General features: G+C 68.6%; 24 protein-coding genes. 16 read left to right on the forward strand and 8 right to left on the reverse strand.

All coding sequences use genetic code 11. The features are described 5' to 3' along the window. Positions 1-9: 9 nt before the first annotated feature. The 3 genes from BW981_RS13435 to BW981_RS13445 are packed head-to-tail and all read right to left on the reverse strand — an operon-like array spanning position 10 to position 2,446. On the reverse strand, positions 10-1,665 hold the full coding sequence (locus BW981_RS13435) for a sensor histidine kinase (RefSeq protein WP_076439985.1): 1,656 nt from the start codon (positions 1,663-1,665) through the stop codon (positions 10-12). A gap of 6 nt (positions 1,666-1,671) precedes the next feature. Beyond that, positions 1,672-2,256: a sigma-70 family RNA polymerase sigma factor gene (locus BW981_RS13440; RefSeq protein WP_076439987.1), complete on the reverse strand. Its 585-nt coding sequence runs from the start codon at positions 2,254-2,256 to the stop codon at positions 1,672-1,674. Next, the gene (locus BW981_RS13445; RefSeq protein WP_139333759.1) at positions 2,243-2,446 is read right to left on the reverse strand and encodes a NepR family anti-sigma factor; all 204 of its coding nucleotides are present in this window, start codon (positions 2,444-2,446) and stop codon (positions 2,243-2,245) included. Before BW981_RS13445 ends, BW981_RS13440 begins: the two co-directional genes overlap by 14 nt. A gap of 227 nt (positions 2,447-2,673) precedes the next feature. Here BW981_RS13445 and BW981_RS13450 point away from each other — a divergent pair, with 227 nt between their 5' ends. The 3 genes from BW981_RS13450 to BW981_RS13455 all read left to right on the forward strand — a co-directional run bounded on the left by BW981_RS13450 (position 2,674) and on the right by BW981_RS13455 (position 4,562). Continuing rightward, positions 2,674-3,468 carry a response regulator gene (locus BW981_RS13450; protein ID WP_076439991.1) on the forward strand — a complete coding sequence of 265 codons (795 nt, stop codon included), beginning with the start codon at positions 2,674-2,676 and terminating at the stop codon, positions 3,466-3,468. Positions 3,469-3,594: 126 nt separating this feature from the next. After that, positions 3,595-3,759: a hypothetical protein gene (locus BW981_RS23090; protein ID WP_175624125.1), complete on the forward strand. Its 165-nt coding sequence runs from the start codon at positions 3,595-3,597 to the stop codon at positions 3,757-3,759. Between the two features lie 254 nt (positions 3,760-4,013). After that, positions 4,014-4,562, forward strand: a complete 549-nt coding sequence (locus BW981_RS13455) for an extensin-like domain-containing protein (RefSeq protein WP_280174202.1) — start codon at positions 4,014-4,016, stop codon at positions 4,560-4,562. 10 nt (positions 4,563-4,572) lie between these two features. On the opposite strand, the gene BW981_RS13460 is transcribed toward BW981_RS13455, so the two are convergent. Further along, on the reverse strand, positions 4,573-4,809 hold the full coding sequence (locus BW981_RS13460; protein WP_076439995.1) for a hypothetical protein: 237 nt from the start codon (positions 4,807-4,809) through the stop codon (positions 4,573-4,575). 108 nt (positions 4,810-4,917) lie between these two features. On the opposite strand from BW981_RS13460, the gene BW981_RS13465 reads away from it, so the two are divergent. Both BW981_RS13465 and BW981_RS13470 read left to right on the forward strand, forming a co-directional pair. Further along, entirely contained in the window at positions 4,918-5,418 is a 501-nt protein-coding gene (locus BW981_RS13465) for a DUF992 domain-containing protein (RefSeq protein WP_175624127.1), read from the forward strand. A 147-nt stretch (positions 5,419-5,565) separates the two neighbouring features. After that, on the forward strand, positions 5,566-5,943 hold the full coding sequence (locus BW981_RS13470; protein ID WP_076439997.1) for a response regulator: 378 nt from the start codon (positions 5,566-5,568) through the stop codon (positions 5,941-5,943). 67 nt (positions 5,944-6,010) lie between these two features. On the opposite strand, the gene BW981_RS13475 is transcribed toward BW981_RS13470, so the two are convergent. Further along, positions 6,011-6,859, reverse strand: a complete 849-nt coding sequence (locus BW981_RS13475) for an SDR family NAD(P)-dependent oxidoreductase (RefSeq protein ID WP_076439999.1) — start codon at positions 6,857-6,859, stop codon at positions 6,011-6,013. A gap of 177 nt (positions 6,860-7,036) precedes the next feature. On the opposite strand from BW981_RS13475, the gene BW981_RS13480 reads away from it, so the two are divergent. Both BW981_RS13480 and BW981_RS13485 read left to right on the forward strand, forming a co-directional pair. Next, positions 7,037-9,274: a protein-disulfide reductase DsbD family protein gene (locus BW981_RS13480; protein WP_083712342.1), complete on the forward strand. Its 2,238-nt coding sequence runs from the start codon at positions 7,037-7,039 to the stop codon at positions 9,272-9,274. A 23-nt stretch (positions 9,275-9,297) separates the two neighbouring features. Next, positions 9,298-9,936, forward strand: a complete 639-nt coding sequence (locus tag BW981_RS13485) for a thioredoxin family protein (protein WP_076440001.1) — start codon at positions 9,298-9,300, stop codon at positions 9,934-9,936. A gap of 56 nt (positions 9,937-9,992) precedes the next feature. Here BW981_RS13485 and BW981_RS13490 read toward each other — a convergent pair whose 3' ends face one another. Beyond that, complete coding sequence (locus BW981_RS13490) at positions 9,993-11,195, reverse strand: penicillin-binding protein activator (RefSeq protein ID WP_244560323.1); 1,203 nt, start codon at positions 11,193-11,195, stop codon at positions 9,993-9,995. 195 nt (positions 11,196-11,390) lie between these two features. Here BW981_RS13490 and rsmI point away from each other — a divergent pair, with 195 nt between their 5' ends. The 3 genes from rsmI (at position 11,391) to gshB (ending at position 13,704) form a co-directional block, all read left to right on the forward strand. Further along, positions 11,391-12,299, forward strand: a complete 909-nt coding sequence (gene rsmI / locus BW981_RS13495) for a 16S rRNA (cytidine(1402)-2'-O)-methyltransferase (protein ID WP_076440003.1) — start codon at positions 11,391-11,393, stop codon at positions 12,297-12,299. Beyond that, positions 12,296-12,691 (forward strand): YraN family protein, encoded by a 396-nt coding sequence (locus BW981_RS13500; protein WP_076440005.1) that lies wholly within the window; start codon positions 12,296-12,298, stop codon positions 12,689-12,691. The genes rsmI and BW981_RS13500 overlap by 4 nt, the downstream gene beginning before the upstream one ends. A 71-nt stretch (positions 12,692-12,762) precedes the next feature. Then, positions 12,763-13,704, forward strand: coding sequence for a glutathione synthase (gshB, locus tag BW981_RS13505; RefSeq protein ID WP_076440007.1), 942 nt, complete (start codon positions 12,763-12,765; stop codon positions 13,702-13,704). On the opposite strand, the gene BW981_RS13510 is transcribed toward gshB, so the two are convergent. Together BW981_RS13510 and BW981_RS13515 are read right to left on the reverse strand one after the other, a co-directional pair. Further along, complete coding sequence (locus tag BW981_RS13510) at positions 13,701-14,288, reverse strand: histidine phosphatase family protein (protein ID WP_076440009.1); 588 nt, start codon at positions 14,286-14,288, stop codon at positions 13,701-13,703. The genes gshB and BW981_RS13510 overlap by 4 nt on opposite strands. Before the next feature lie 13 nt (positions 14,289-14,301). Further along, positions 14,302-15,090, reverse strand: coding sequence for a HesA/MoeB/ThiF family protein (locus BW981_RS13515; RefSeq protein WP_076440010.1), 789 nt, complete (start codon positions 15,088-15,090; stop codon positions 14,302-14,304). Between the two features lie 134 nt (positions 15,091-15,224). On the opposite strand from BW981_RS13515, the gene BW981_RS13520 reads away from it, so the two are divergent. The 6 genes from BW981_RS13520 to BW981_RS13545 are packed head-to-tail and all read left to right on the forward strand — an operon-like array spanning position 15,225 to position 21,020. Continuing rightward, positions 15,225-16,226: a BMP family lipoprotein gene (locus BW981_RS13520; RefSeq protein WP_076440012.1), complete on the forward strand. Its 1,002-nt coding sequence runs from the start codon at positions 15,225-15,227 to the stop codon at positions 16,224-16,226. 22 nt (positions 16,227-16,248) lie between these two features. Continuing rightward, positions 16,249-16,986 (forward strand): MBL fold metallo-hydrolase, encoded by a 738-nt coding sequence (locus BW981_RS13525; protein ID WP_076440014.1) that lies wholly within the window; start codon positions 16,249-16,251, stop codon positions 16,984-16,986. Continuing rightward, entirely contained in the window at positions 16,983-18,521 is a 1,539-nt protein-coding gene (locus BW981_RS13530) for an ABC transporter ATP-binding protein (RefSeq protein WP_076440016.1), read from the forward strand. The genes BW981_RS13525 and BW981_RS13530 overlap by 4 nt, the downstream gene beginning before the upstream one ends. Then, entirely contained in the window at positions 18,521-18,946 is a 426-nt protein-coding gene (locus tag BW981_RS13535; RefSeq protein ID WP_076440018.1) for a VOC family protein, read from the forward strand. Before BW981_RS13530 ends, BW981_RS13535 begins: the two co-directional genes overlap by 1 nt. Continuing rightward, on the forward strand, positions 18,943-20,046 hold the full coding sequence (locus BW981_RS13540; RefSeq protein WP_076440021.1) for an ABC transporter permease: 1,104 nt from the start codon (positions 18,943-18,945) through the stop codon (positions 20,044-20,046). The genes BW981_RS13535 and BW981_RS13540 overlap by 4 nt, the downstream gene beginning before the upstream one ends. Next, positions 20,046-21,020: an ABC transporter permease gene (locus BW981_RS13545; protein WP_076440023.1), complete on the forward strand. Its 975-nt coding sequence runs from the start codon at positions 20,046-20,048 to the stop codon at positions 21,018-21,020. Before BW981_RS13540 ends, BW981_RS13545 begins: the two co-directional genes overlap by 1 nt.

Below are 21,020 nucleotides of genomic sequence, written 5' to 3' on the forward strand. Positions count from 1 at the left end.
TCCGCCACCTCAGCCTTCGTGCTTCACGCGCCAACGCCCCAGAACGCGCCCCTCCGCCTCGGCGCTTTGAACCGCCTGGATCTGCGAGAGCAGCCCCGCGAACAGGCGCGGCGGCTCGCGGAAGGGAATGTCCCGGTCGGCCTCCAGCGCGATCTCGATCGTGTCGGCATCGATGTCGTGCACCAGCACGGTCACGGAAACGCCGGGCGTGCTGCGCAGCACGCGCGAGGCTACGTCGGCGACGACGAAGCCGAGCGGAATGATGCGATCCACCGACAGGACAGCCTCGGTCTCGATGCGGCTGACGACCGACTGGTCGCGGCTGCGGATCAGGTTCGAGATCATCGTGACGACGTCCTCGAGGAACAGGTCGACGCGGACCGGCTGCATCTCGCCATCCGCGAGGGTGAAACGATAGGCGGCCGACAGGACGTGGACCCTGCACTCGGCATCGGCCAGAGCCAGGCGTGCTTCGCTCTGATAGTCGCGCTTGCTCAGGCCGATATAGCTCTGCACGACCTGCAGGCTGTTCTTCACCCGGTGATGCAGCTCCCGCACCAGGAAGCGGTTGTCGTCGAGCGCGGTCTGGAGCCGGCGCTGACGCACCTCCTGCTCGTCGACCATGGTGTTGAAGGCTTCCGCGACGCTGCGCATGTCGCTTGGCATGTCGTCGGCAACCAAGGCGCGGGAGGTCGCACCGGCGGGCCGGGTCCGCGCCGCCGCCTCGATGCTCCGCAACCAGCGCAGGCAATGCTTCTCCAGCGCGCGCAGATAGACCGCACCCAACAGGCCGAGCGTGATCAGCGGCGCCAGCAACAGCACGGCAAACTGAATCCGCGCGGCCCGCTCGCGCGCATCGTCGAAGCCAGCGATGACATAAAAGTCCGGATCGGCGACGGCACGCGCGACATAGGCCCGCGTCTCCCCGCTCCGACTACGGCCCTCCCAGCGCCCGCCGCGAGCAGGGATGTTGTTATTATCCTCCGGAAGCCAGCTTGTGTCGTCGCCGGCCCCCCGGCTGGCCACGACGCCGCTGGCGCGGGACACCAGCGCCACCTCCATGCCCTGGCTTCCGTTGCCCAAGTCGAAGACGTTATCAAGAACGCCGGGGTCCACCAGGAGCAGGCCGTCCCTCAGATTGCCCGGAGCCGGATCGGGATTTGAAGCGTGAACCACGAGGAAACGACTGTTTCCCAGCGATATCTGGCCGTAACGGGCGTCTGCGAGCTCCTGGCCTCCCCATGCAGGGACCCGCGGCAGGCTGCCCATGCGGTCGGCGGCCTTTGCCAAGTCGCCCGCCTGGATCGCAGGATCACGCGACGCCGCGCAACTGCGCCCATCGGCCATGCGCAGCAGGATAGCCGAGAAGCCTTTCACTTCCACCAAAGTCGCCTGCCCCGCCTGCCCGCAGGCCTCGGCAGACAGTTTGCTCGCGCTCATCGCCGTACCGAAGGACAGAAGCGAGCGCAGCGCCCCGCGGTACCAGACCCGGGTCCGGACGGCGAAATCGTCAGCCGCCTGTAACTGGGAGGCTTCGATGGCGTTGGTGATGGAGCGATAGGCCGTCGCAACAGCCAGGGCCGTTACGCAGGCGATCGGCAGGGCGATCGCGAACAGGAGCGCCAGAAGGCGTGCCCTAACGGTGCTGAAACGGGCAAGGCGCATCGGGGTTCAGACTGTTTCGGAACCGATCCTCTGCATGGCTGCCGCGCTCGTGCGGTCCGGACCCAGGTCATCGACGCTGCCGATGGACAAAAGCTCGGCCAGCTTGGTGCGGGCTCGGTTCACGCGGCTCTTGATCGTCCCGATGGCCACGCCGCAGATCTCGGCGGCTTCCTCATAGGACAGCCCTGTCGCCCCGACCATGATCAGCACTTCGCGCTGCTCCTCCGGGAGCTTGGCAAGGGCCTTGCGGAAATCGGCAAGGTCGAGATGGCTTTCCTGGTTGCCATGCGTCGCCATGCGCTCGGCATAGGTGCCTTCGCTGTCCTGAACCTCGCGGCCGCGCTTGCGGTACAGCGAGTAATAGGTATTGCGCAGGATGGTGAAGAGCCAGGCGCGCAGGCTCGTCCCCGGCTCGAACTTCTCCGAATTGCCCCAGGCCTTGAGAAGGGTGTCCTGCACCAGATCGTCGGCGAGTTGCATCGAGCCCGAGAGCGACGCCGCGAAGGCGCGCAGGTTCGGGATTTCGCGGATCAGCCCGTCCTTGAATTCGGTTGCCTTGAACTCGGCCGCCTTGAGGTCAGTTGCGCTCATCGGACGAGGCTCCGGCTGCGCGCTGTTCGGTCGCCTCGAGCTGCGCCAGCAGGACGAGGAACTTGTCTGGCACCGGGGCGCTGACGATGTCGTCGTAATGCGCTTTCAGCGAGCGGCCGATCGATTCCTGCACCTTCGGGTCTAGCACCATGTCGAGATCGTCATTGTCGCTCGCCCCGGGGTCGGACATCGCTGCATCCATATTCGTCATCACAGCCCTCGCGCCGCCGGGCCTGCTTTTCCAGCGGGTCCCGGATATTCAAACCAATCGGTTCGCCGCGGCCGGATGGCGATGGCAACACCAATGCGCCCTAATAACAGGGGTTCTCGCGAAAAGTTCCGGCTTTCCGCAAAAATAAAAACCTTGTCAGGACCGCCGCCTAAGCCATTATTGCACAAGGATAATAAGGACGCATCATGTCTATCGCCAAGGAAATCGCGCCTCATCTGCCCTATCTGCGCCGCTTCGCGCGCGCCCTCAGCGGCACGCAAGCCAGCGGCGACGCACATGTCGTTGCGATGCTGGAGGCGCTGGTCGCTGATCCTTCGGGCTTCCCGCGGGACGTCGACCCGCGCATCGGCCTCTACCGCACCTTCCTCAAGCTCTGGTCGTCGACCGGGGTCGACATGAGCGAGCCGGTGATCGAACTCGGCCGGGCACCCGCCGAGCGCAACCTGGACGCGCTCACGCCGCGGCCACGCCAGGCCTTCCTGCTGCGGACGGTCGAGGGCTTCTCGATCGACGAGGTCGGGACGATCATGAACGTGCCGGCCGACGAGGCCGCCACGCTGATCCAGACGGCCGGGCAGGAGATTGCCGAACAGGTCGCGACCGACGTTCTCATCATCGAGGACGAGCCGATCATCGCGCTCGACATCGAGACGATGGTCGAGGAGCTCGGCCATACCGTCACCGGCGTGGCGCGCACCCAGCGCGAGGCGATCGCCCTCGTGGCCAAGAAGCGTCCCGGCCTGGTTCTGGCGGATATCCAGCTCGCGGACGGCAGCTCCGGTCTCGATGCCGTGAACGAGATCCTGTCCTCGATCGACGTGCCGGTGATCTTCATCACAGCCTATCCCGAAAGGCTTCTGACCGGCGACCGGCCCGAGCCGGCCTTCCTCATCACCAAGCCGTTCCAGCCCGAGGCGGTGAAGGCGGCGATCAGCCAGGCCCTGTTCTTCGATCGGCGCGCGGGCCGCAAGGCCGCCTGAGGCTTCTATCAAATGTCGCGTTCAGACCCCGCGGCGAGCCGCGGGGTTTTTTCGTTCAAACCCGGAACAGGATCCCGAGACCGACGTTCGCGAGTCGGCAGGGAGACAACCGGGAGGGCATGGACGATGGCGATGACGTGCATGGCGGCGGTGATCGGGGCGACATCGGTCGCTACGGCTCTGTTTACGGGGATCATTCCACCCGATGCGATGGGGGCGGATATTCTGTCGCTCGCGCTGGCGGGGCTGACGGGAATCGCGGTGGCCAGCGCCGCCGCCCTCGACAGCTGAAGCCTTCGCGACAAGGTCGATCCCGCAGCCTCGCAGCGGCCACACTGGCGGCCATGGTCGGTCTTGCGGCGATCACGTCGCCGGCCGCCTCTCCGGTGATGCCTCCGCCTCGGCCCGCCGAGTTGGGCGCGCCGGAGAAGCCGCGCCACGAGCGGATCGACCCATCGCAGCCCGAGCCGCAACGGTCCCAGCCCGCGCAGGAGCTGGGCGCTGCCCCGCGCGAGCCCGGCGCAGCCGGCTGCATCGACGCCCTGATGGCGGTTCAAGGCAACAGGATCAGGCCTGCTCCACCAGAGCAACTGCCGCGGGATCAGGCCTGCCGGATCAAGGAAGCCGTCGTGGTCGAAGCCCTGGCGGTTCGCTCCAGTTCCGGAACGGTGGCGCTCGTGCCGCCCCCGACGCTCAGCTGCGCCATGGCAAAGGCGGTCTCAGGCTGGCTCGACATCGCGGTACAGCCCTTGGCACGAGGCCAGTTCGAAAAGGATCTCCTGGCACTGCAGGTCGGCGGAGGGCAGGAATGCCGCCGTCGCAACCGCGCATCGGCCGGGCCGTTCAGCGAGCATGCCACCGGAGAAGCACTCGACATCTTCGCGTTCCGCCTGGAGCCGGGTGCAGGCTCATCCGAGATTCGGGTGGCGAAGCCTGACGGTGTTCCGCAAGAGCGTTTCCTCGCCGCGACCCGCCAATCCGCCTGCGGTGCGTTCATGACCGCACTGGGACCGGGTTCGGACGCCGCCCATGCCGATCATCTGCATGTCGATATCCAGGAGCGGCGCTCGCCCGCCTCCCGGTTCTGCCAATGAGACCAATTCTTCAGGCCGTCGGGGCCAAAGCGATCATGGCGGGCATCTGCGCCGGGTCGCAGGGCCTGTCCTTTGCAAGCATCGGCTTCGTCCGGCGAGCAGCCATCACGGCCAACGCACCAGCGCGCTCCAACCCGTGATCGATGAGTTCTTCCAGCTCCCAGAACGGCGGGACAGCCAGATGATCGAAGGAGCCATTCGCGCTGACAAGAATCTGCGCCTGTGGACGATTCACGGACATCGCCATTCCCATGCCAAGATGCAGTGAGAACTCAACCTCCCGTCCGTGGTTCCAATGAGCCGGAACTGTGGGCATCTTGGGGCGTTGCGTCCCGTCTGCGCCAGGAGCACTGCGATGAGCATTCGGCATTCGAGCTTCAGCCTCGCGGGGGCCGCGCTCGGCTGCCTGTTGGCGTCGGGGACCGGAGCTCTGGCCCAGTCCGGCCCGCCGGGCGGAAGGCTGTCCTGCACGATCGGTCCCAATGCGGCCGCGGTGGTCAAGTCGCAGAAGCCCATGCAATGCCGCTTTCACCCGCGGCGGGGGCCGAACCAGATCTATACCGCCGTCGTCAAGCAGTTCAGCGTCGATTTGAGCGCCATGCGCGGTACCCGCATGAGCTGGCGCGTCTATGGCCCTTATGCCCGCGCGCCGCTCGGCGCGCTCAGCGGCTCGTACAGTGCCGGGCCGGGCCTTGCGGCTGCCGATGGATCGTCTGGCCCGCCCATCCTTGTCGGGGGGCGGGGCAAGTCCGTGTCCCTGCGCCCGCTGGCGGTGCAGACGCTGCGGGGCATCAACATTGCCATCGGCGTGACCGGACTTGATCTCACGCTCAACACGCCGCGCCGCCGACGCTGAACCGCGCTTACGGATTGATAACTCCTATCGTCGCAAAATTCCGGTCAAATCCAAAGAAACCGCGCCTGACGCAAAGTCAGCCCGGAACATCGCCTCATCTCTCACGTTGAGGTGGTGTAGCAGAGTAAATGAGTAGAAAGCCGCCCGATGGCTGACATCCGCGTCCTTATCGTCGAAGACGATCCGTTCATTGCCATGGACATCGAGTCGGCCGTGGCCGAACAGCTCGGCGGCGAGGCAGAACTGATCGTCGTCGAATCCGTTGCAGCCGCCCGTCGCGCCGCGGCGGACAAGTTGTCTTGTGCGTTGTTGGACATCGATGTCGTGGGCGGCAAGACCTTCGAAGTCGCCAGCACGCTGCTGCAGATCGGCATCCCCTTCGCGTTCGTTTCCGGCTCCGCGCCGCAGGAGGTGCCGACGCCTCTGCGGGCAGCGCATTTCCTGCGCAAGCCATTCTCGACGCATGAGGTCGCCACATTCGTCGTCAATGCGATCGGCAAGCCCCCGGTCGAGGCCGCGGTCTGACAGTCAGCCGGCGCCCGGACGCGGCTTCAACGAGGAAGCCGGCTGGCGCGCGCATCCGCTGGCGGGTTCACCTCCCTGAGACGAAATCCTCGAAGGCTGCCTTGTAATCCCGATGCCAGCGCGACAGCGGGGGTCGGTTGGCGATGATGTCACCCACCGCCCAGGCCATCCGCTTTTCGTCAGTCGCGCGCGACGTCTCTCCATCCGGACACAGGATGTAGAAATCGCCGGCGTGCAGTCCTTCGAGCATGAAATCGACGGTCTCTTCCGGCGTCCAGGCACCGCCCGGCTTTTCGACCCGCCCGCGCGCGGTCAAGGGCGTGAAGACGAAGCCGGGGATCAGCAGATGGGCGCTGACCCCGCAGCCCGGCATGTTGCGAAGCTCATGCTGCAAGGCCTCCGTGAAAACCTTCACGCCCGCCTTGGCGACATTGTAGGCCGGATTTCCGGGTGGGGTGGTGATGCCCTGCTTGGAGCCGGTGTTGACGATCAAGGCCGGCTCGCCATGCGCGGCCATGCCGGGTCCGAAGACCTGGGTCCCGTTGACGACGCCCCCGAGATTGACGGCAAGCGTCTGCTGCCACACCTCATGGGGACCGAAGATGCCGCTTTCGGGCTGGATGCCGGCGTTGTTCATCAGCACATGCACGCGGCCGAACCGGCCAGTCACCGCGTCCTGCAAGGCGACGACCTCTTCCCGGCGCGAGACGTCGACCGTCATCGCCAGCACGTTTTCCGCGCCGACGAGCGTCGCCAGCACCTGTCCAGCCGCCTTCAGCGCTTCTCCATCGTTATCGGCGATCGCGACCCGCATGCCGAGCCCGGCAAAGGCGCGCGCGGCAGCGAAGCCGATCCCCGAGGCGCCACCGGTGACGATGGCGACATTGGCGGCGATGAGGGCAGGATGAAGTGTCATGAACGGCCTCGTGTTCGGCGGGAGAGGCGATTCTCCGCGGGCAGCGGAGATAAGGGGCGCCGCGCGGCGACATCATGGCGCGCTGCCGGCCGCCCGGCGGCGTGTGATAGGACGCCGCTCCCGGCGTTCACCGCCTTGTCATTGGCGGCCCGGAAGCGCTTGAGGCATGGAAAGCCGATGCAGACGATCATTCGAGCCCTGACCGCGGCATGGCATGCCGGCGCCCAGCCGCAGCGCCCTGCCCTTCGCCGGCTCTTGCCGGCGGCGGCGCTGGCCGCGCTGTCCCTCTCCTGGCCCGTCCCGACAGCCACGGCCGCCGAAACCGCGCCTGTGACCTCTCCACGCGTCACCACGACACTGATCTCCAGCCGCGATGCCGTGGTGCCGGGAGAGCGGTTCCGCGTGGCGCTGGTCCAGAAGCTCGCGCCGCACTGGCACACCTATTGGCGCAACCCCGGCGATTCGGGCGAGCCGACGCAGATCCAATGGACACTCCCCGCCGGAGCGGGCGCAGGCGAGATCGCCTGGCCCGCGCCCCGCGCCATCCCGGTCGACCCGCTCGTCAATTTCGGCTTCGAAGGTACCGTCGTCCTGCCGGTCGAGATCAGCGTGCCGCAGGACGCCAAGCCCGGCGACAGCCTTCCGCTGACCGCCAAGGCGACCTGGCTCGTCTGCGAGAAGGTCTGCGTTCCCGAGGAAGGATCGTTCGCGCTGACGCTGCCGGTCGCAGCAGTGAGCCAGCCGGACGCCGCCGCCGAGCAAGCGATCGATGCCGCGCTCGCAGCGCTGCCAAAGCCCGCCGGTTTTCGCGGAACGCTGAAAGCCGAAGGCGACCGGCTCTCGCTGGCGTTGCCCGGCCTGCCCGCCGATTCGCGGGATCTGCGCTTCTTTCCGTTCTCCGACACGTTGATCGACCATGCCGGCGAGCAGACCTTCGCTCCCGGTCCTCCGCCTGCTCTCCTCCTGACACGCTCGGGCGCCTTCAAGCTCGACGGCGGCGAGATCTCGGGCGTGCTGACCTTTCAGCAGAACGGGGAGAAACGCGCCCTGACGCTGAGCGCGGACGCCGACCCGGCGCTGGCGACACAGGCTGCGGCGGGGGCATTGCCGGGGGCGGGCCCATCCAGCCCGGCCGTCGTCCGGATTCCGATGCCGATCGAAGGCTCCGACCTGACGCTGCTCGCCGCGCTGGCCTTCGCCTTCGCGGGGGGGCTGATTCTCAACCTGATGCCCTGCGTCCTGCCGGTGCTGTTCATCAAGGCGCTCGGCTTCGCGCAAACGGCGCATCGCAGCCGCGCCGAGACGCGCGAGCAGGGCCTGCTCTTCCTCGGCGGCGTGCTGCTGACCTTCATGGTGCTGGCCGGCGCCGTCATCGGCCTCGGTGCGCTGGGGGCCAGCGTCGGCTGGGGCTTCCAGCTTCAGTCGCCGCCGCTCGTCATCGGGCTGGCCGTGGTGATGGTGCTGATCGGCTTCAACCTGATCGGGGGCTTCGAATTCGGGAGCTCCGTCACGGGGCTCGGCGACGGGCTCGCCAGAAGCGGCGGGCGGCTCGGCGCCTTCATGACCGGCGTCCTGGCCGTCGTGGTGGCGACACCCTGCACGGCTCCGTTCATGGGCGCGGCCATGGGCTATGCGGTGACCCAGGCCCCGGCCGTGGCTCTCTGGGTGTTCATCGCGCTGGCGCTGGGCTTCGCGCTGCCGGTGGTGGCGCTGTCCTTCGCGCCGGGCCTGCTCAGGCTCCTGCCCAAGCCCGGCCGCTGGATGCTGGTGATGAAGCAGGCCTTCGCCTTCCCGATGTTCGCAACCGCAATCTGGCTGATCTGGGTGGCCGCGGTGCAGACCGGTCCGGACGGCATGCTCGCCGCGCTGGTGGCGGTGCTGACCGCGGGCTTCGTGGTCTGGCTCGTCGGCGTGACGCGCGGCTCGCGGCCGCGCCGCGTCTTCGGGGCGGCGCTCGCCGCGCTGGTCGTGCTCGGGGCCGGCTGGTTCACGGTCCGGAACGCGATTCCGAATGCGACAGGCGAGGCGCGCGCCAACGATGTCCAGGCCTGGACGCCCGAGCGGGTGGCCGCGCTTCAGGCGCAGGGCAAGCCGGTCTTCGTCAACTTCACCGCCGCCTGGTGCATCACCTGCCTCGCCAATGAGCGCGTCGCGCTGTCGCGGCAGGAGGTCAAGGACAGCTTCGCCCGGCTCGGCGTGAGCTATCTCAAGGGCGACTGGACCAACCGGGACTCGCGCATCGCCCAGGCTCTTGCCGAGCAGGGCCGGGCGGGCGTGCCGCTCTACCTGTTCTATCCGGGGCGCAGGGATGCGCAGCCCGAGATCCTGCCGCAACTCCTGACGCCCGACATGGTGATCGCGGCGGCGGAACGCGCCGCCGGCAAGGAGGCCAGGACTGCCGCGACCCTGCCTTAGACCTCGACCGAAGGGAGACAGACATGACCGGCCTGAGCAGACAGTGTTTCATCATCGGAGCCGCCTTCGCCGGCCTCTCGCTCGCGACGGGCTCGGCCTCGGCGCAGGCGACGGCCCGCATCGGCCAGCCGGCGCCGGCTTTCCAGGCCGTGGACGCCGAGGGCAGGACCCGCAGCCTCTCGGAATTCGCGGGCAAGACCGTCGTCCTGGAATGGACCAACCATGACTGCCCCTATGTGCGGAAGCACTACAACAGCGCGACCATGCAGACCTTGCAGAAGGACATGGCGAAGGATGGCGTCGTCTGGCTTTCGGTCATCTCATCGCCCCCCGGCGAGCAGGGCCATGTCGAGGCCGCCAAGGCCCGCGAGCTAACGGCACAGCGTAACGCGGCTCCGACAGCCGTGCTGCTCGACCCCAGGAGCGCGATGGCCCGTGCCTATGGCGCGCAGACGACGCCGCATATGTATGTGATCGATGGCAAGGGCACGCTCGCCTATATGGGCGCCATCGACGACAAGCCTTCTGCGGCCGCTTCCAGCCTCGACGGCGCCCGGAGCTATGTGCGGCAGGCGGTCGCGGAGTTGAAGGCGGGAAAGCCCGTGTCGCAGGCCAGCACGAAGGCCTATGGCTGTGCGGTCAAATACGCGCCGGCAAGCTGAACGAAGGCTCATCCGCGGGTTTGGCCCGAGAGGAGCGCCTGGCGCCTCCGGACCACCTATTGCGAGCGCGGGCCGAGATCCCGCGGGGCAGCGTTGATGGTGACGATCTGGCCGTTGCGCATCTCCAGCACGGCGAGGCCGCGCTCGACCTGCCCGTCCGGCCGGAAGCGGAAGACGCCGTCGGCACCGGCAAAGCCCGAGGCATTGGTCAGCACCGCTTCCGAAAAACGCTGCGACCCTTGCGTGCGGGCGAGCGCCGCCGCCAGCGAGACCGCATCATAGGCCAGCGTCGCGGTCCGGGTCGGCGAGGCGTTGAAGCGCTGCTGGTAGCGGGCGGCGAAGGCGTTGAATCCGGCGGTGTCGGGTGAGGCGAACCAGCCGCCGTTCAGCGCGGGAATCTGCGCCATGGCGTTGTCGTTCCAGACGCCGGTGCCCAGCGGCTTGACCTTGCGCGGGTCGTAGCCCCCCTGCTGCAGCGCCTGGGCGAGCGCCGGCATGGTGTCGGCGCCGGCCGGGACGAACAGCGTATCGGCCTGCCCGAGCGAGGGCATCAGCCGCTGCACCGAGGCCTGCATCGCCGCCGGGTCGGCACCGAAACGCTCGATCGCGGCGACGCGGGCGCCACGGGTCGCCACGGCCTGCTGGAAGGCGGCCTCCACGACCTTGCCATAGGCGGTGTCGGGCACCAGCGCGGCGAAGGATTTCCGGCCCTGCTGGGAAGCGTAGGCGATGATCCGATCGACATCGTTCTCGGGCGGAAAGGAGAGCAGGTAGACCCCGCGCGCCGCGACATTGGAGTCGCTGGAGAAGGCGATGACCGGGCGGTTCGCGGCACGCGCCACCTGCCCGACGGCCTGTACGGAGGGAGCGAAGAGCGGGCCGACGATCAGCTCGGCGCCTTCGGAGATCGCCTGCTGGGCGGCGCTGCGGGCGCCGTCGGCGGTGCCGCGGTCGTCCTTGACGAGAAGGGTCAGGTCGGCGTTGGGGAATTCCGCCAGCGCCATCTCGGCCGCGTTCTTCAGCGAATGGCCGACCATGCCGCCCTGGCCTTCGGCGCCGAGCGGCAGGATGAGCCCGACCTTGACCTTGCCGGTGCCAATCGTCTGGCCGGCGGGCGCCGCGGGCCCTGTACCGCCGCTCTCGAAGCCGGGTACGCCCGAGGTGCCACCGCCGCAGGCGGCCAGCATCAGGCCGAGCGAGGCCGCCAGCAAATGCGCCTTGAAGCGCAGGGTCGGTCCGACATGCCGATGGTGCAACACGGGCGTTCTCCACTCGTGGCCGGGGAGCCGATCGGCCCCGCCCGGCATTCCCGGCTCCATCCGGAACCGTCTCCGTCCCCCGCGGGAACGTCGTGCCAGTGCCGCATGGTATTTTCAAGTTGTTAACTATGGGTTGCGGTCGCCCTGGCCTGCCGCCCCGTGGCGCCGGGCGCGCCGCTGTGGCAGCGTCGCGCCATGACCGCCGCCACACCGCCCCGCTCGTCCAGCTACACCGCCTTCGGCCTCAAGGCCGAGGCAGAGCCGCTCGCGCCCGGCCTGCACATCGTCGCGACGCCGATCGGCAATCTGCGCGACATCTCCTTCCGGGCGCTGGCGACACTGGCCGCCGCCGACGCGATCCTGGCCGAGGATACCCGCACCTCGAAGACGCTGCTGGCGCATTACGGCATCGCGACGCCGCTCTACCCCTATCACGAGCACAATGCCGAGCAGATGCGGCCGAAGGTGCTGGCGAAGCTGCGCGAGGGCGGCAAGCTCGCCCTGATCTCCGACGCCGGCACGCCGCTCGTCTCGGACCCCGGCTACAAGCTTGTCGCCGAACTGGTGGCCGAAGGGCTGCCGGTGACCGGCATTCCCGGTCCCTCGGCCGTGCTCGCGGCGCTGGTGCTGGCAGGCCTCCCGACCGACCGTTTCTTCTTCGAGGGCTTCCTGCCGCCGAAATCGGCGGGGCGGAAGACCCGGCTGACGGAGCTTGCGGTGATTCCCGGCACGCTGGTGTTCTTCGAATCGCCGCGCCGGCTCGCCGAGATGCTGGCCGATGCCGCCGCCGTGCTCGGCCCCCGCCCTTCGGCGGTGGCGCGCGAGCTGACGAAATTCCATGAAACGGTGCAGCGCGGCACGTTGCCGGAGCTCGCCGCCCACTACGCGGACGAGGAGAAGGCGCGCGGCGAGATCGTCGTGATCATCGGCCCGCCCGGCGCGGAGGGACTTCTGCCGGCCGGCGACCTCATCGACGCGCGCTTGCGCGAAGCGCTGGCGAAGGTCTCGCTCAAGGAAGCGGTGGCGCAGGTCGCGGCCGAGACCGGGCAGCCGCGCCGCAAGGTCTATGCGCGGGCGCTCGAACTGACCCGCGACGAGCCGTGAGCGGGCCGGCGTCGGGCCCGGAGCTGCGCCGCCGCAGGGCCAGGCGCTCCGGCCTGACCGGGCGGCGCGCGGAATGGCTCGCGATCCTCTGGCTGTCCGCCAAGGGCTACCGGCTGCTGGAGCGCCGCTTCGGCGGCAAGGGCGGCGAGATCGATCTCGTGATGAAGCGCGGGCGCACCATCGTCTTCGTCGAGGTCAAGGCGCGCGGCCGGCTGGAGGACGCGCTCGGCGCGGTGACGGCCGAAAAGCGACGGCTGGTCGAGCGGCGCGTCCGGCAATGGCTGGCGCTCAACCCCTGGGCCGAGGGCTGCGACCTGCGCGCCGATGCGGTGTTCCTCGCGCCCTGGCGCCGGCCGCGCCATGTGCCCGCCGCCTTCGGCCTTGTCCTCTGACGCAGGGCGACCCACTTGCGGTTTTCGCACCGCCGGGCCGATAAGAACCGGCCGCAACAGGAAGCCTGCCGATGACCCTTTCCGTCGCCATTCAGATGGACCCGATCGAGCGCATCCGGATCGCCGGCGATACCGGCTTCGCGCTGATGCTGGAGGCGCAGGCGCGCGGGCACAGGCTCTTCACCTACACCCCCGAGAGGCTTTCCCTGCGGGACGGCACGGTGACGGCGCGGATGCGCCCGGTCACGGTGCGCGATGTCGAGGGCGACCATTTCACGTTTGGCGGCGAGGAGAAGGTCGATCTCTCGACGCTCGACGTCGTGCTGCTGCGGCAGGACCCGCCCTTCGACATGGCCTATGTCACGACCACCCACATGCTGGAGCGCATTCATCCGAAGACGCTGGTCGTCAACAATCCGGCCGAGGTGCGCAACGCGCCCGAGAAGATCTTCGTCACGCATTTCCCGGAGCTGATGCCGCCGACGCTGATCACGCGCGACCGGGCCGAGATCGAGGCCTTCCGTGACGAGTTCGGCGAGATCGTCATGAAGCCGCTCTACGGCCATGGCGGTGCGACCGTGTTCAAGACCGGCAAGGGCGACCCGAATTTCGGCTCGCTCTTCGACCTGTTCAGCAACCTCTTCCGCGAGCCCTGGGTGGTGCAGGGCTTCATCAAGGAAGTCTCCGAAGGCGACAAGCGCATCATCCTGATCGACGGCAAGGCGGCCGGCGCGGTCAACCGCGTGCCGGCCGAGGGGGATTTGCGCGCCAACATGGTTCGCGGCGGCGCGGCCCGGCCGACCGACCTGTCGAAGAAAGAACTCGAAATCTGCGAGGCGATCGGCCCCGAGCTCAGCCGGCGCGGCCTGCTCCTGGTCGGCATCGACGTGATCCATGGCAAGCTGACCGAGATCAACGTCACGGCGCCCACCGGCGTGCGTGCTATCAAGAAGCTCGGCGGCCCGGATCTCGCGGCGCAGCTCTTCGACGTGATCGAGGCGAAGCGCAGCTAGTCTGCGCTCGGCCAATCCTCGATATCCGTCCAGGGAGAGAGCGCGGCGAAAGGCGGCGCGCTCAGCAGCATGCAGCAGCCCCCGCGCGGGTTGCCGGGGCGGCTCTCCGCACCGATCGGGACGCCCTCCAGCCTGGCGCGCAGCAGCCGGCCGACACCACCATGCGAGACGACCAGCTGCAGCCCCGTGTCGGCACGCGCCGCGACGGCCTGGATCGCGGCGACGATCCGATCCTGCTCGGCAGCCGCCGTTGCCCAGCCACGCACGCTCTGCGTCGGATGGGCGAAGAAGGCCTCCGCGACTTGGCTGAATTCGGGCTCGGGGATGTAGCCGGTGGCCGTGCGGTCGTTCTCGCCCAGCGCGGCCAGGACATGGTGCGGAATTGCCAGCCGGGCGGCGAGGATCTCGGCGCCGTCCATCGCCTTGCGCTCGTCGCTCGACCAGACGGCCGAGATCGCGGCCCCGACGAGCTTGCCCGCCAGCAGTTCCATGCGCTCGCGGCCGCGCGATGACAGCGGCCATTGCGGAACGGGGACGAGCGGATCAATCACCACTTCGGGATGCGTGACGAAGAGAGCGCGCATGCTTGGAAGCCTTTCAGGCGGGGCCGGTCGCAGCGTTGCCGTTCAACGGGTTTTCTTCATCCCAGCCGTAGCGCAGCGTCTCGAAGCGCATCGTCAGCGCATCGACCAGCAGCAGCCTGCCGACCAGCGGCTCGCCGAAGCCGGTCACCGCACGAACGACCTCCAGCGCCATCAGCGAGCCGATGACGCCCGGCAGCGCGCCGAGCACACCGGCCTCGGCGCAGGTGGGGATCGAGCCGGGTGGCGGCGCATCGGGAAAGAGACAGCGCCAGGTCGGGTTCGGGCGGCCATCCACCCCGCTTTCATGGGCGCGGATGGTGGTCAGCGAGCCGTCGAAACGGCCGAGCGCGCCCATCACCACCGGTTTCCGTTCATGGAAGCAGGCATCCGAGACGGCGTAGCGCGTGGCGAAATTGTCGGAGCCCTCGGCCACCACGTCGTAGAAGGCGATCATCGCCCGTGCATTGTGCGGGTCGATGCGGGTGACGTGCTCCTCGACCACGACGTTCGGATTGAGCCGGCGGATGAAGCCGGCAGCGGCGACCGCCTTGTGGGCGCCGATATCGGCCGTGGTGAAGATCGTCTGCCGCTGGAGGTTGGAGAGCGAGACGCTGTCGTCGTCGACGATGCCGATCTTGCCGATGCCGGCCGCCGCCAGATACTGGATCAGAGGGGCGCCCAGCCCGCCTGCGCCGACCACCAGCACGCGGGCGTTCTTCAGCCTCTGCTGCCCCGGCCCGCCGATCTCGGGCAGGACGATGTGGCGGGCATAGCGCTCGATCTCGTCGTCGTTCAGGCTCATGCCTTGTTTTAGGCCCGCGACCGGGGACGGGCAATCGGCGCGCTTCGCCGGCTTGGCCACGCCGCGCGCCCGTGCCATCGTAAGGCATCGAGGGGCCGGGAAACGGCGCCCGCTTCAACAGGGGATTCCAACCGATGCGTCTGGCTTCTTTCGCGGCGGCGCTCGCCGGCGTTGCACTCTCGGCGATGACGGCCCTGGCGCAGCAGGCGATCAAGCCGGCTGTCGTCTACGACAAGGGCGGAAAGTTCGACAAATCCTTCAACGAGGGCGTCTTCATCGGCGCCGAGAAGTTCAAGAAGGAAACCGGGGTCGATTTCCGCGACTTCGAGCCGACCAACGACGCCCAGATCGAGCAGGCGCTGCGGCGCTTCGCGCGCGACGGGCACTCGCCGATCATCGCGGTCGGCTTCAGCCAGGCGACCCCGCTGCAGAAGGTCGCGGCCGAGTTCCCCGGCCTGAAATTCACGATCATCGACATGGTGGTCGATCTGCCGAATGTGCAGTCCATCGTGTTCAAGGAGCAGGAGGGCTCCTATCTCGTCGGGCTGCTGGGGGCGATGGCCTCGAAGAGCAACAAGCTCGGCTTCGTCGGCGGCATGGACATCCCGCTCATCCGGAAATTCGCCTGCGGCTATGTGCAGGGCATCAAGGCCGCCAAGCCCGATGCCGAAATCTTCCAGAACATGACGGGCTCGACCCCGGCGGCCTGGGCCGACCCGGTCAAGGGCGGCGAGCTCGCCAAGTCGCAGATCGACCGCGGCGCCGACGTCGTCTACCACGCGGCGGGCGCCACCGGCATCGGCGTGCTGCGCGCCGTGGCCGACGCGGGAAAGCTCGGCATCGGCGTCGACTCCAACCAGAATGCCCTGCATCCCGGCAAGATCCTCACCTCGATGCTGAAGCGCGTCGATACCGCCGCCTACGCCTCCTTCATGGCCGCGCGCAATGGCTCCTGGAAGCCGGGCCTCTCCGTGCTCGGCCTGAAAGAAGGCGGCATCGACTGGGCGCTCGATGACAACAACAAGGCGCTGATCACGCCCGAGATGAAGGCCGCAGCCGACAAGGCGAAGACCGACATCATCGCCGGCACCGTCCAGGTCCATGACTACATGTCCGACCAGAAATGCACGATGTGAGCGTCGAACGGGCCAAACTGACGTGAAGATCACGGTTCTGGGTTCCGGCGACGCCTTCGGCTCGGGCGGGCGGTTCAACACATGCCTGCATGTCGAGGCGGGCGGGGCGGCGATCCTGCTGGATTGCGGCTCGTCCAGCATGACCGCGCTGAACCGTGCCGGCGTCGACCGCAACGGGCTGTCGGCCGTGCTCTTCACGCATTTCCACGCCGATCATTTCGGGGCGCTGCCGGCCTTCCTGCTCGACGCCCAATTGGTCTCGCGCCGGAAGGACCCGCTGACCATCGCCGGGCCGCGGGGCATCGCGCAGCGGACGGCCACCCTGCTGGAGGCGCATTTCCCCGGCGCTTCCTCGATGAGCTGGCGCTTCCCCCTCAGCTTCGTCGAGATAGCGCCGGACCGGCCGGGCAACGTCGCCGGCCTCGCGGTCGAAGCCTTCCCGATGGATCACGACGAGCGCGCCGGCCCATGCCAGGGCTATCGCCTCGCGCATGGCGGCAAGATCTTCGCCTATTCGGGCGATACCTGCTGGACGGAGGGCCTCGTGCCTTTGGCTGCCGGGGCCGATGTGCTGCTGCTCGAATGCTGCACCTTCGAGCAGAGGCTCCCCGGCCATCTCGACTACCGGACGGTCATCGAGAAGCGCCCGCAGCTTTCAGCCTCGCGCATCATCCTGACCCATATGGGCGATTCGATGCTGCAGGCGGCCGAACCGCTGGCGCTGGAGCGGGCGCATGACGGGCTGGTGATCCTGCCATGACCGCGGCCGGCGGCGCGCCCGCGATCGAACTCGCCGGCATCTCGAAGCGCTTCGGCACCGTCGCCGCGAACAAGGACGTCTCGCTTGCGGCGGCGGCCGGCTCGATCCACGGCCTCGTCGGCGAGAACGGCGCCGGCAAGTCGACGCTGATGTCGATCCTCTACGGCTTCTACGAGGCCGATTCCGGCGACATCCGGATCAAGGGATCGCCGGTCCGCATCCGCTCCTCATCCGACGCGATCGCGGCCGGGATCGGCATGGTCCACCAGCACTTCATGCTGGTGGAGACGCTGAGCGTGGTCGAGAACGTGGTGCTGGGCGCCGAAGACGGACCGTTCCTGAAGGCAGGCCTCGCCAAGGCGCGCGCGGAACTGGCGCAGCTCTCGACGGAATACGGGCTCTCGATCGATCCCGAAGCGCGCGTCGGCGATCTTTCCGTCGGCCTCCAGCAGCGCGTCGAGATCCTGAAGGCGCTGTATCGCGGGGCGCAGATCCTGATCCTCGACGAGCCGACGGCCGTGCTCACGCCGCCGGAAGCCGACCAGCTTTTCGTGCTGCTGCGAGCCCTGCGCGACCAGGGCAAGACAGTGATCCTGATCACCCACAAGCTGCGCGAGATCATGGACGTGACCGACAAGGTCTCGGTGATGCGACGCGGCGAGATGGTGGCGCATCTCGTCACCGCCGAAACCTCGCCCGCCGCCCTGGCGGAAGCCATGGTCGGAAGGCGCGTGCTGCTGCGCGTTGAGAAGGAACCACGCCAGCGCGGCGCGCCGGTGCTGGAGGCGGCCGGCCTCTCCTGCCGCGACGCCCGCGGCGCCGAAGTGCTGCGGGATGTCGGGCTGACGCTGCATGCAGGCGAAATCGTCGGCATCGCCGGCGTCGCCGGCAACGGCCAGAGCGAATTGCTGGAGGTGCTGGCCGGGCTGATCCAGCCCTCGCGCGGCGTCATCCGGCTCGGGGGCGAGATCCTGTCGGCGGCCGAGCGCCATCCCGCCGCCTTGCGCCGACGCGGGCTGATGCACATCCCGGAAGATCGGCATCGCAGCGGCCTCGTCACTGCCTTCAGCGCGGCGGAGAACGCGATCCTCGGCTATCAGGACGACCCCGCCTACGGCGCCGGCCCGCTGCTCTCGCCGCGCCGGATCGCGGCGCAGGCGCGGCAAGCCTTCACCGCCTATGACGTGCGCCCGCCCGACCCTGCCCTCAAGACGGCGAAGTTCTCCGGCGGCAACCAGCAGAAGATCGTGCTCGCCCGCGAGATCGAGCGGCAGCCCAAGGTGCTGCTGGTCGGCCAGCCGACCCGCGGCGTCGATATCGGCGCGATCGAGTTCATCCACCGCCGGCTGATCGCGCTGCGCGATGCGGGCGTCGCGATCCTGCTCGTCTCGGTCGAGCTCGAGGAGGTGATGGCGCTCTCCGACCGCATCCTCGCCATGTGCGGCGGGCGGATCACCGGAGAACGGGCCGCACAGGCGACGGACGAGCGCGAGCTCGGCCTGCTGATGGCGGGCGTGACGGACGAGGCGGCGTGATGGAACAGAGGCTGACACTGGTGACGCTGGGCGTCGGCGACCTGGAGCGCTCGCGCCGCTTCTATGCCGCGCTGGGCTGGCGCGAGATCGAACCGCGGCAGTCGACCGTGGCCTTCTTCCAGCTCAACGGCATCGGGCTGTCGCTGTTTCCGCGGGACCAGCTGGCGAAGGATGCGCAGGTAGCGGCCGGGCCGATTGGCTTTTCCGGAATCACCCTCGCGCACAACCTTCGCAGCGAAGACGCCGTCGATGACCTGTTCGCGGAGATGATCGCGGCCGGAGCGACCTCGGTGAAGGCACCGCAAAAAGTGTTCTGGGGTGGCTATTCCAGCTATGTCGCCGATCCGGACGGCCATCTGTGGGAGCTGGCGCACAACCCCTTCTTCCCGCTGGACCCTGCCGGAAACGTCACGCTGACCGGATGAGTGCCGCCCCCGTCGACCTGCCGCGCTGGGCTGACACCGCGCTCGTTCCGCTGGTGTCGGTGGCGGCCGCGCTGCTCGTCGCCGGGCTCGTCGTCGTCGGCATCGGCGAAAGCCCGCTGGAGGCGACGGCGCTCCTGCTGCGCGGGTCGCTCGGCAGCGCCGAGGGCATCGGCTTCACGCTCTACTACACGACCAACTTCATCTTCACGGGACTTGCCGTCGCGGTCGCCTATCATGCCGGGCTGTTCAATATCGGCGGCGAGGGCCAGGCGACGATCGCCGGCCTGTGCGCGGCGCTCGCCTGCACCGTTCTGGGCGCCCTGCCCGGGTTTCTGGCGGCGCCGCTCGCGATCCTGGCGGCGGCTGCCGGCGGGGCGCTCTACGGCTTCATTCCGGGCTGGCTGCAGGCGCGGCGCGGCAGCCATGTCGTGATCACGACGATCATGCTCAATTTCGTGGCGGCGACGCTGATCGTCTATCTGCTCCGCGAGGTGATGGGCAAGGCAGGGTCGATGCAGCCGGAGACGCCGGATTTCCCGGCCTCTGCCGTGCTCCTGCCGATGCACAAGCTGCTGGCGCCGCTCGGCCTCAAGCTGCCGGCGACCCCGCTGAACAGCGCCTTCCTGCTGGCGCTCGCAGCCTTGGCGGCGGTGTGGCTGCTGATCTGGCGCACGCGGCTCGGCTATGCGATCCGCACCGTGGGCGCCAACCCGCATGCGGCGGCCTATGCCGGCATCTCCCCGGCTCGCATCACCATGGTCGCGATGGCGATCTCCGGAGCGCTCGCCGGCGGGCTCGCGGTCAACGAGGCGCTCGGCGTGCAGCACCGGCTGGTGCTGGACTTCACAGCCGGATACGGCTTCGTCGGCATCGCGGTGGCGTTGATGGGGCGGGCCCATCCGGTCGGCGTTGGGCTGGCGGCGCTGCTCTTCGGCATTCTCTACCAGGGCGGGGCGGAGCTCTCCTTCGACAAGCCGGCGATCACCCGCGACATGGTGGTGGTGATCGGCGGCGTGCTGATCCTGTTCGCCGGCGCGCTGGACGGGCTGTTCCGCCGGGCGGTGGCGGTGCTGCTGCGGGTCGGGCGGAGGACAGGCTGATGGAGTGGCTCCAGACCATCGCCGTGGTGCTCGATTCGACGGTCCGGCTCTCGGTGCCGCTGATCTGCGCCGCCATGGCCGGGCTCTGGTCGGAGCGGGCGGGCGTCGTCGATATCGGGCTGGAGGGCAAGATGCTGATCGCGGCCTTCGCCGCCGCGGTCGCGGCCCTCGTCACGGGATCGGCCTGGGCCGGGCTCGGGGCCGGCATCGCCGCCTCGGTGCTGTTTTCGCTGCTGCACGGCTTCGCTTCGATCACCTGGCGCGGCAACCAGATCGTCTCCGGCGTCGCCATCAACATGCTGGCGGTCGGATTGACCGCAATCCTGGGCAATGCCTGGTACGGGCAGGGCGGCCGCACCCCGGCGCTGGAGGGCGCGGCGCGCTTCGGCGACGTGAGGCTGCCCTTTGGCCCCTGGGCGCGCGAGCATGTGCCGGTCCTCGGCTTGCTCTATGACGAAGTCGTGTCCGGCCATGGCGCGCCGGCCTATCTCGCGCTCGCCGCCGTCATCGCGACCGCCTGGGTTCTGAAGCGCACGCGCTTCGGCCTGCGCATCCGGGCCGTCGGCGAGAACCCGGCGGCGGTCGATACGGCCGGCATCTCCGTCGCCGGCCTGCGCTATGCCGCAGTGGCGATCGGCGGCCTGCTCTGCGGCCTCGGCGGCACCTATCTCGCGGTGGCGCAATCGGCCGGCTTCATCCCGCAGATGACAGCCGGGCGCGGCTTCATCGCGCTCGCCGCCGTGATCTTCGCCAATTGGCGGGCATGGCCCGCCTTCGGCGCCTGCCTGCTCTTCGGCGTGCTCGATGCCCTTGCGATCAGGCTTCAGGGCGTCACCCTGCCCGGCATCGGGCTGGTGCCGGTGGAGGCGATCCAGGCACTGCCCTATGTCATGACCATCGTGCTGCTCGCCGGCTTCATCGGCAAGGCGACGCCGCCCAAGGCCTCCGGCCTGCCCTATGTGAAGGAACGCTGA

The organism is Allobosea sp. TND4EK4 (genome assembly GCF_900156025.1).
GTDB lineage: Bacteria > Pseudomonadota > Alphaproteobacteria > Rhizobiales > Beijerinckiaceae > Allobosea.

Bases quoted from the DNA above. Each gene is read 5' to 3' on its own strand.
- BW981_RS13435 (WP_076439985.1), bottom strand. From the start codon at position 1,665: ATGCGCCTTGCCCGTTTCAGCACCGTTAGGGCACGCCTTCTGGCGCTC.
- BW981_RS13440 (WP_076439987.1), bottom strand. From the start codon at position 2,256: ATGAGCGCAACTGACCTCAAGGCGGCCGAGTTCAAGGCAACCGAATTC.
- BW981_RS13445 (WP_139333759.1), bottom strand. From the start codon at position 2,446: ATGTCCGACCCCGGGGCGAGCGACAATGACGATCTCGACATGGTGCTA.
- BW981_RS13450 (WP_076439991.1), top strand. From the start codon at position 2,674: ATGTCTATCGCCAAGGAAATCGCGCCTCATCTGCCCTATCTGCGCCGC.
- BW981_RS23090 (WP_175624125.1), top strand. From the start codon at position 3,595: ATGGCGATGACGTGCATGGCGGCGGTGATCGGGGCGACATCGGTCGCT.
- BW981_RS13455 (WP_280174202.1), top strand. From the start codon at position 4,014: ATGGCGGTTCAAGGCAACAGGATCAGGCCTGCTCCACCAGAGCAACTG.
- BW981_RS13460 (WP_076439995.1), bottom strand. From the start codon at position 4,809: ATGGCGATGTCCGTGAATCGTCCACAGGCGCAGATTCTTGTCAGCGCG.
- BW981_RS13465 (WP_175624127.1), top strand. From the start codon at position 4,918: ATGAGCATTCGGCATTCGAGCTTCAGCCTCGCGGGGGCCGCGCTCGGC.
- BW981_RS13470 (WP_076439997.1), top strand. From the start codon at position 5,566: ATGGCTGACATCCGCGTCCTTATCGTCGAAGACGATCCGTTCATTGCC.
- BW981_RS13475 (WP_076439999.1), bottom strand. From the start codon at position 6,859: ATGACACTTCATCCTGCCCTCATCGCCGCCAATGTCGCCATCGTCACC.
- BW981_RS13480 (WP_083712342.1), top strand. From the start codon at position 7,037: ATGCAGACGATCATTCGAGCCCTGACCGCGGCATGGCATGCCGGCGCC.
- BW981_RS13485 (WP_076440001.1), top strand. From the start codon at position 9,298: ATGACCGGCCTGAGCAGACAGTGTTTCATCATCGGAGCCGCCTTCGCC.
- rsmI (WP_076440003.1), top strand. From the start codon at position 11,391: ATGACCGCCGCCACACCGCCCCGCTCGTCCAGCTACACCGCCTTCGGC.
- gshB (WP_076440007.1), top strand. From the start codon at position 12,763: ATGACCCTTTCCGTCGCCATTCAGATGGACCCGATCGAGCGCATCCGG.
- BW981_RS13510 (WP_076440009.1), bottom strand. From the start codon at position 14,288: ATGCGCGCTCTCTTCGTCACGCATCCCGAAGTGGTGATTGATCCGCTC.
- BW981_RS13515 (WP_076440010.1), bottom strand. From the start codon at position 15,090: ATGAGCCTGAACGACGACGAGATCGAGCGCTATGCCCGCCACATCGTC.
- BW981_RS13520 (WP_076440012.1), top strand. From the start codon at position 15,225: ATGCGTCTGGCTTCTTTCGCGGCGGCGCTCGCCGGCGTTGCACTCTCG.
- BW981_RS13530 (WP_076440016.1), top strand. From the start codon at position 16,983: ATGACCGCGGCCGGCGGCGCGCCCGCGATCGAACTCGCCGGCATCTCG.
- BW981_RS13535 (WP_076440018.1), top strand. From the start codon at position 18,521: ATGGAACAGAGGCTGACACTGGTGACGCTGGGCGTCGGCGACCTGGAG.
- BW981_RS13540 (WP_076440021.1), top strand. From the start codon at position 18,943: ATGAGTGCCGCCCCCGTCGACCTGCCGCGCTGGGCTGACACCGCGCTC.
- BW981_RS13545 (WP_076440023.1), top strand. From the start codon at position 20,046: ATGGAGTGGCTCCAGACCATCGCCGTGGTGCTCGATTCGACGGTCCGG.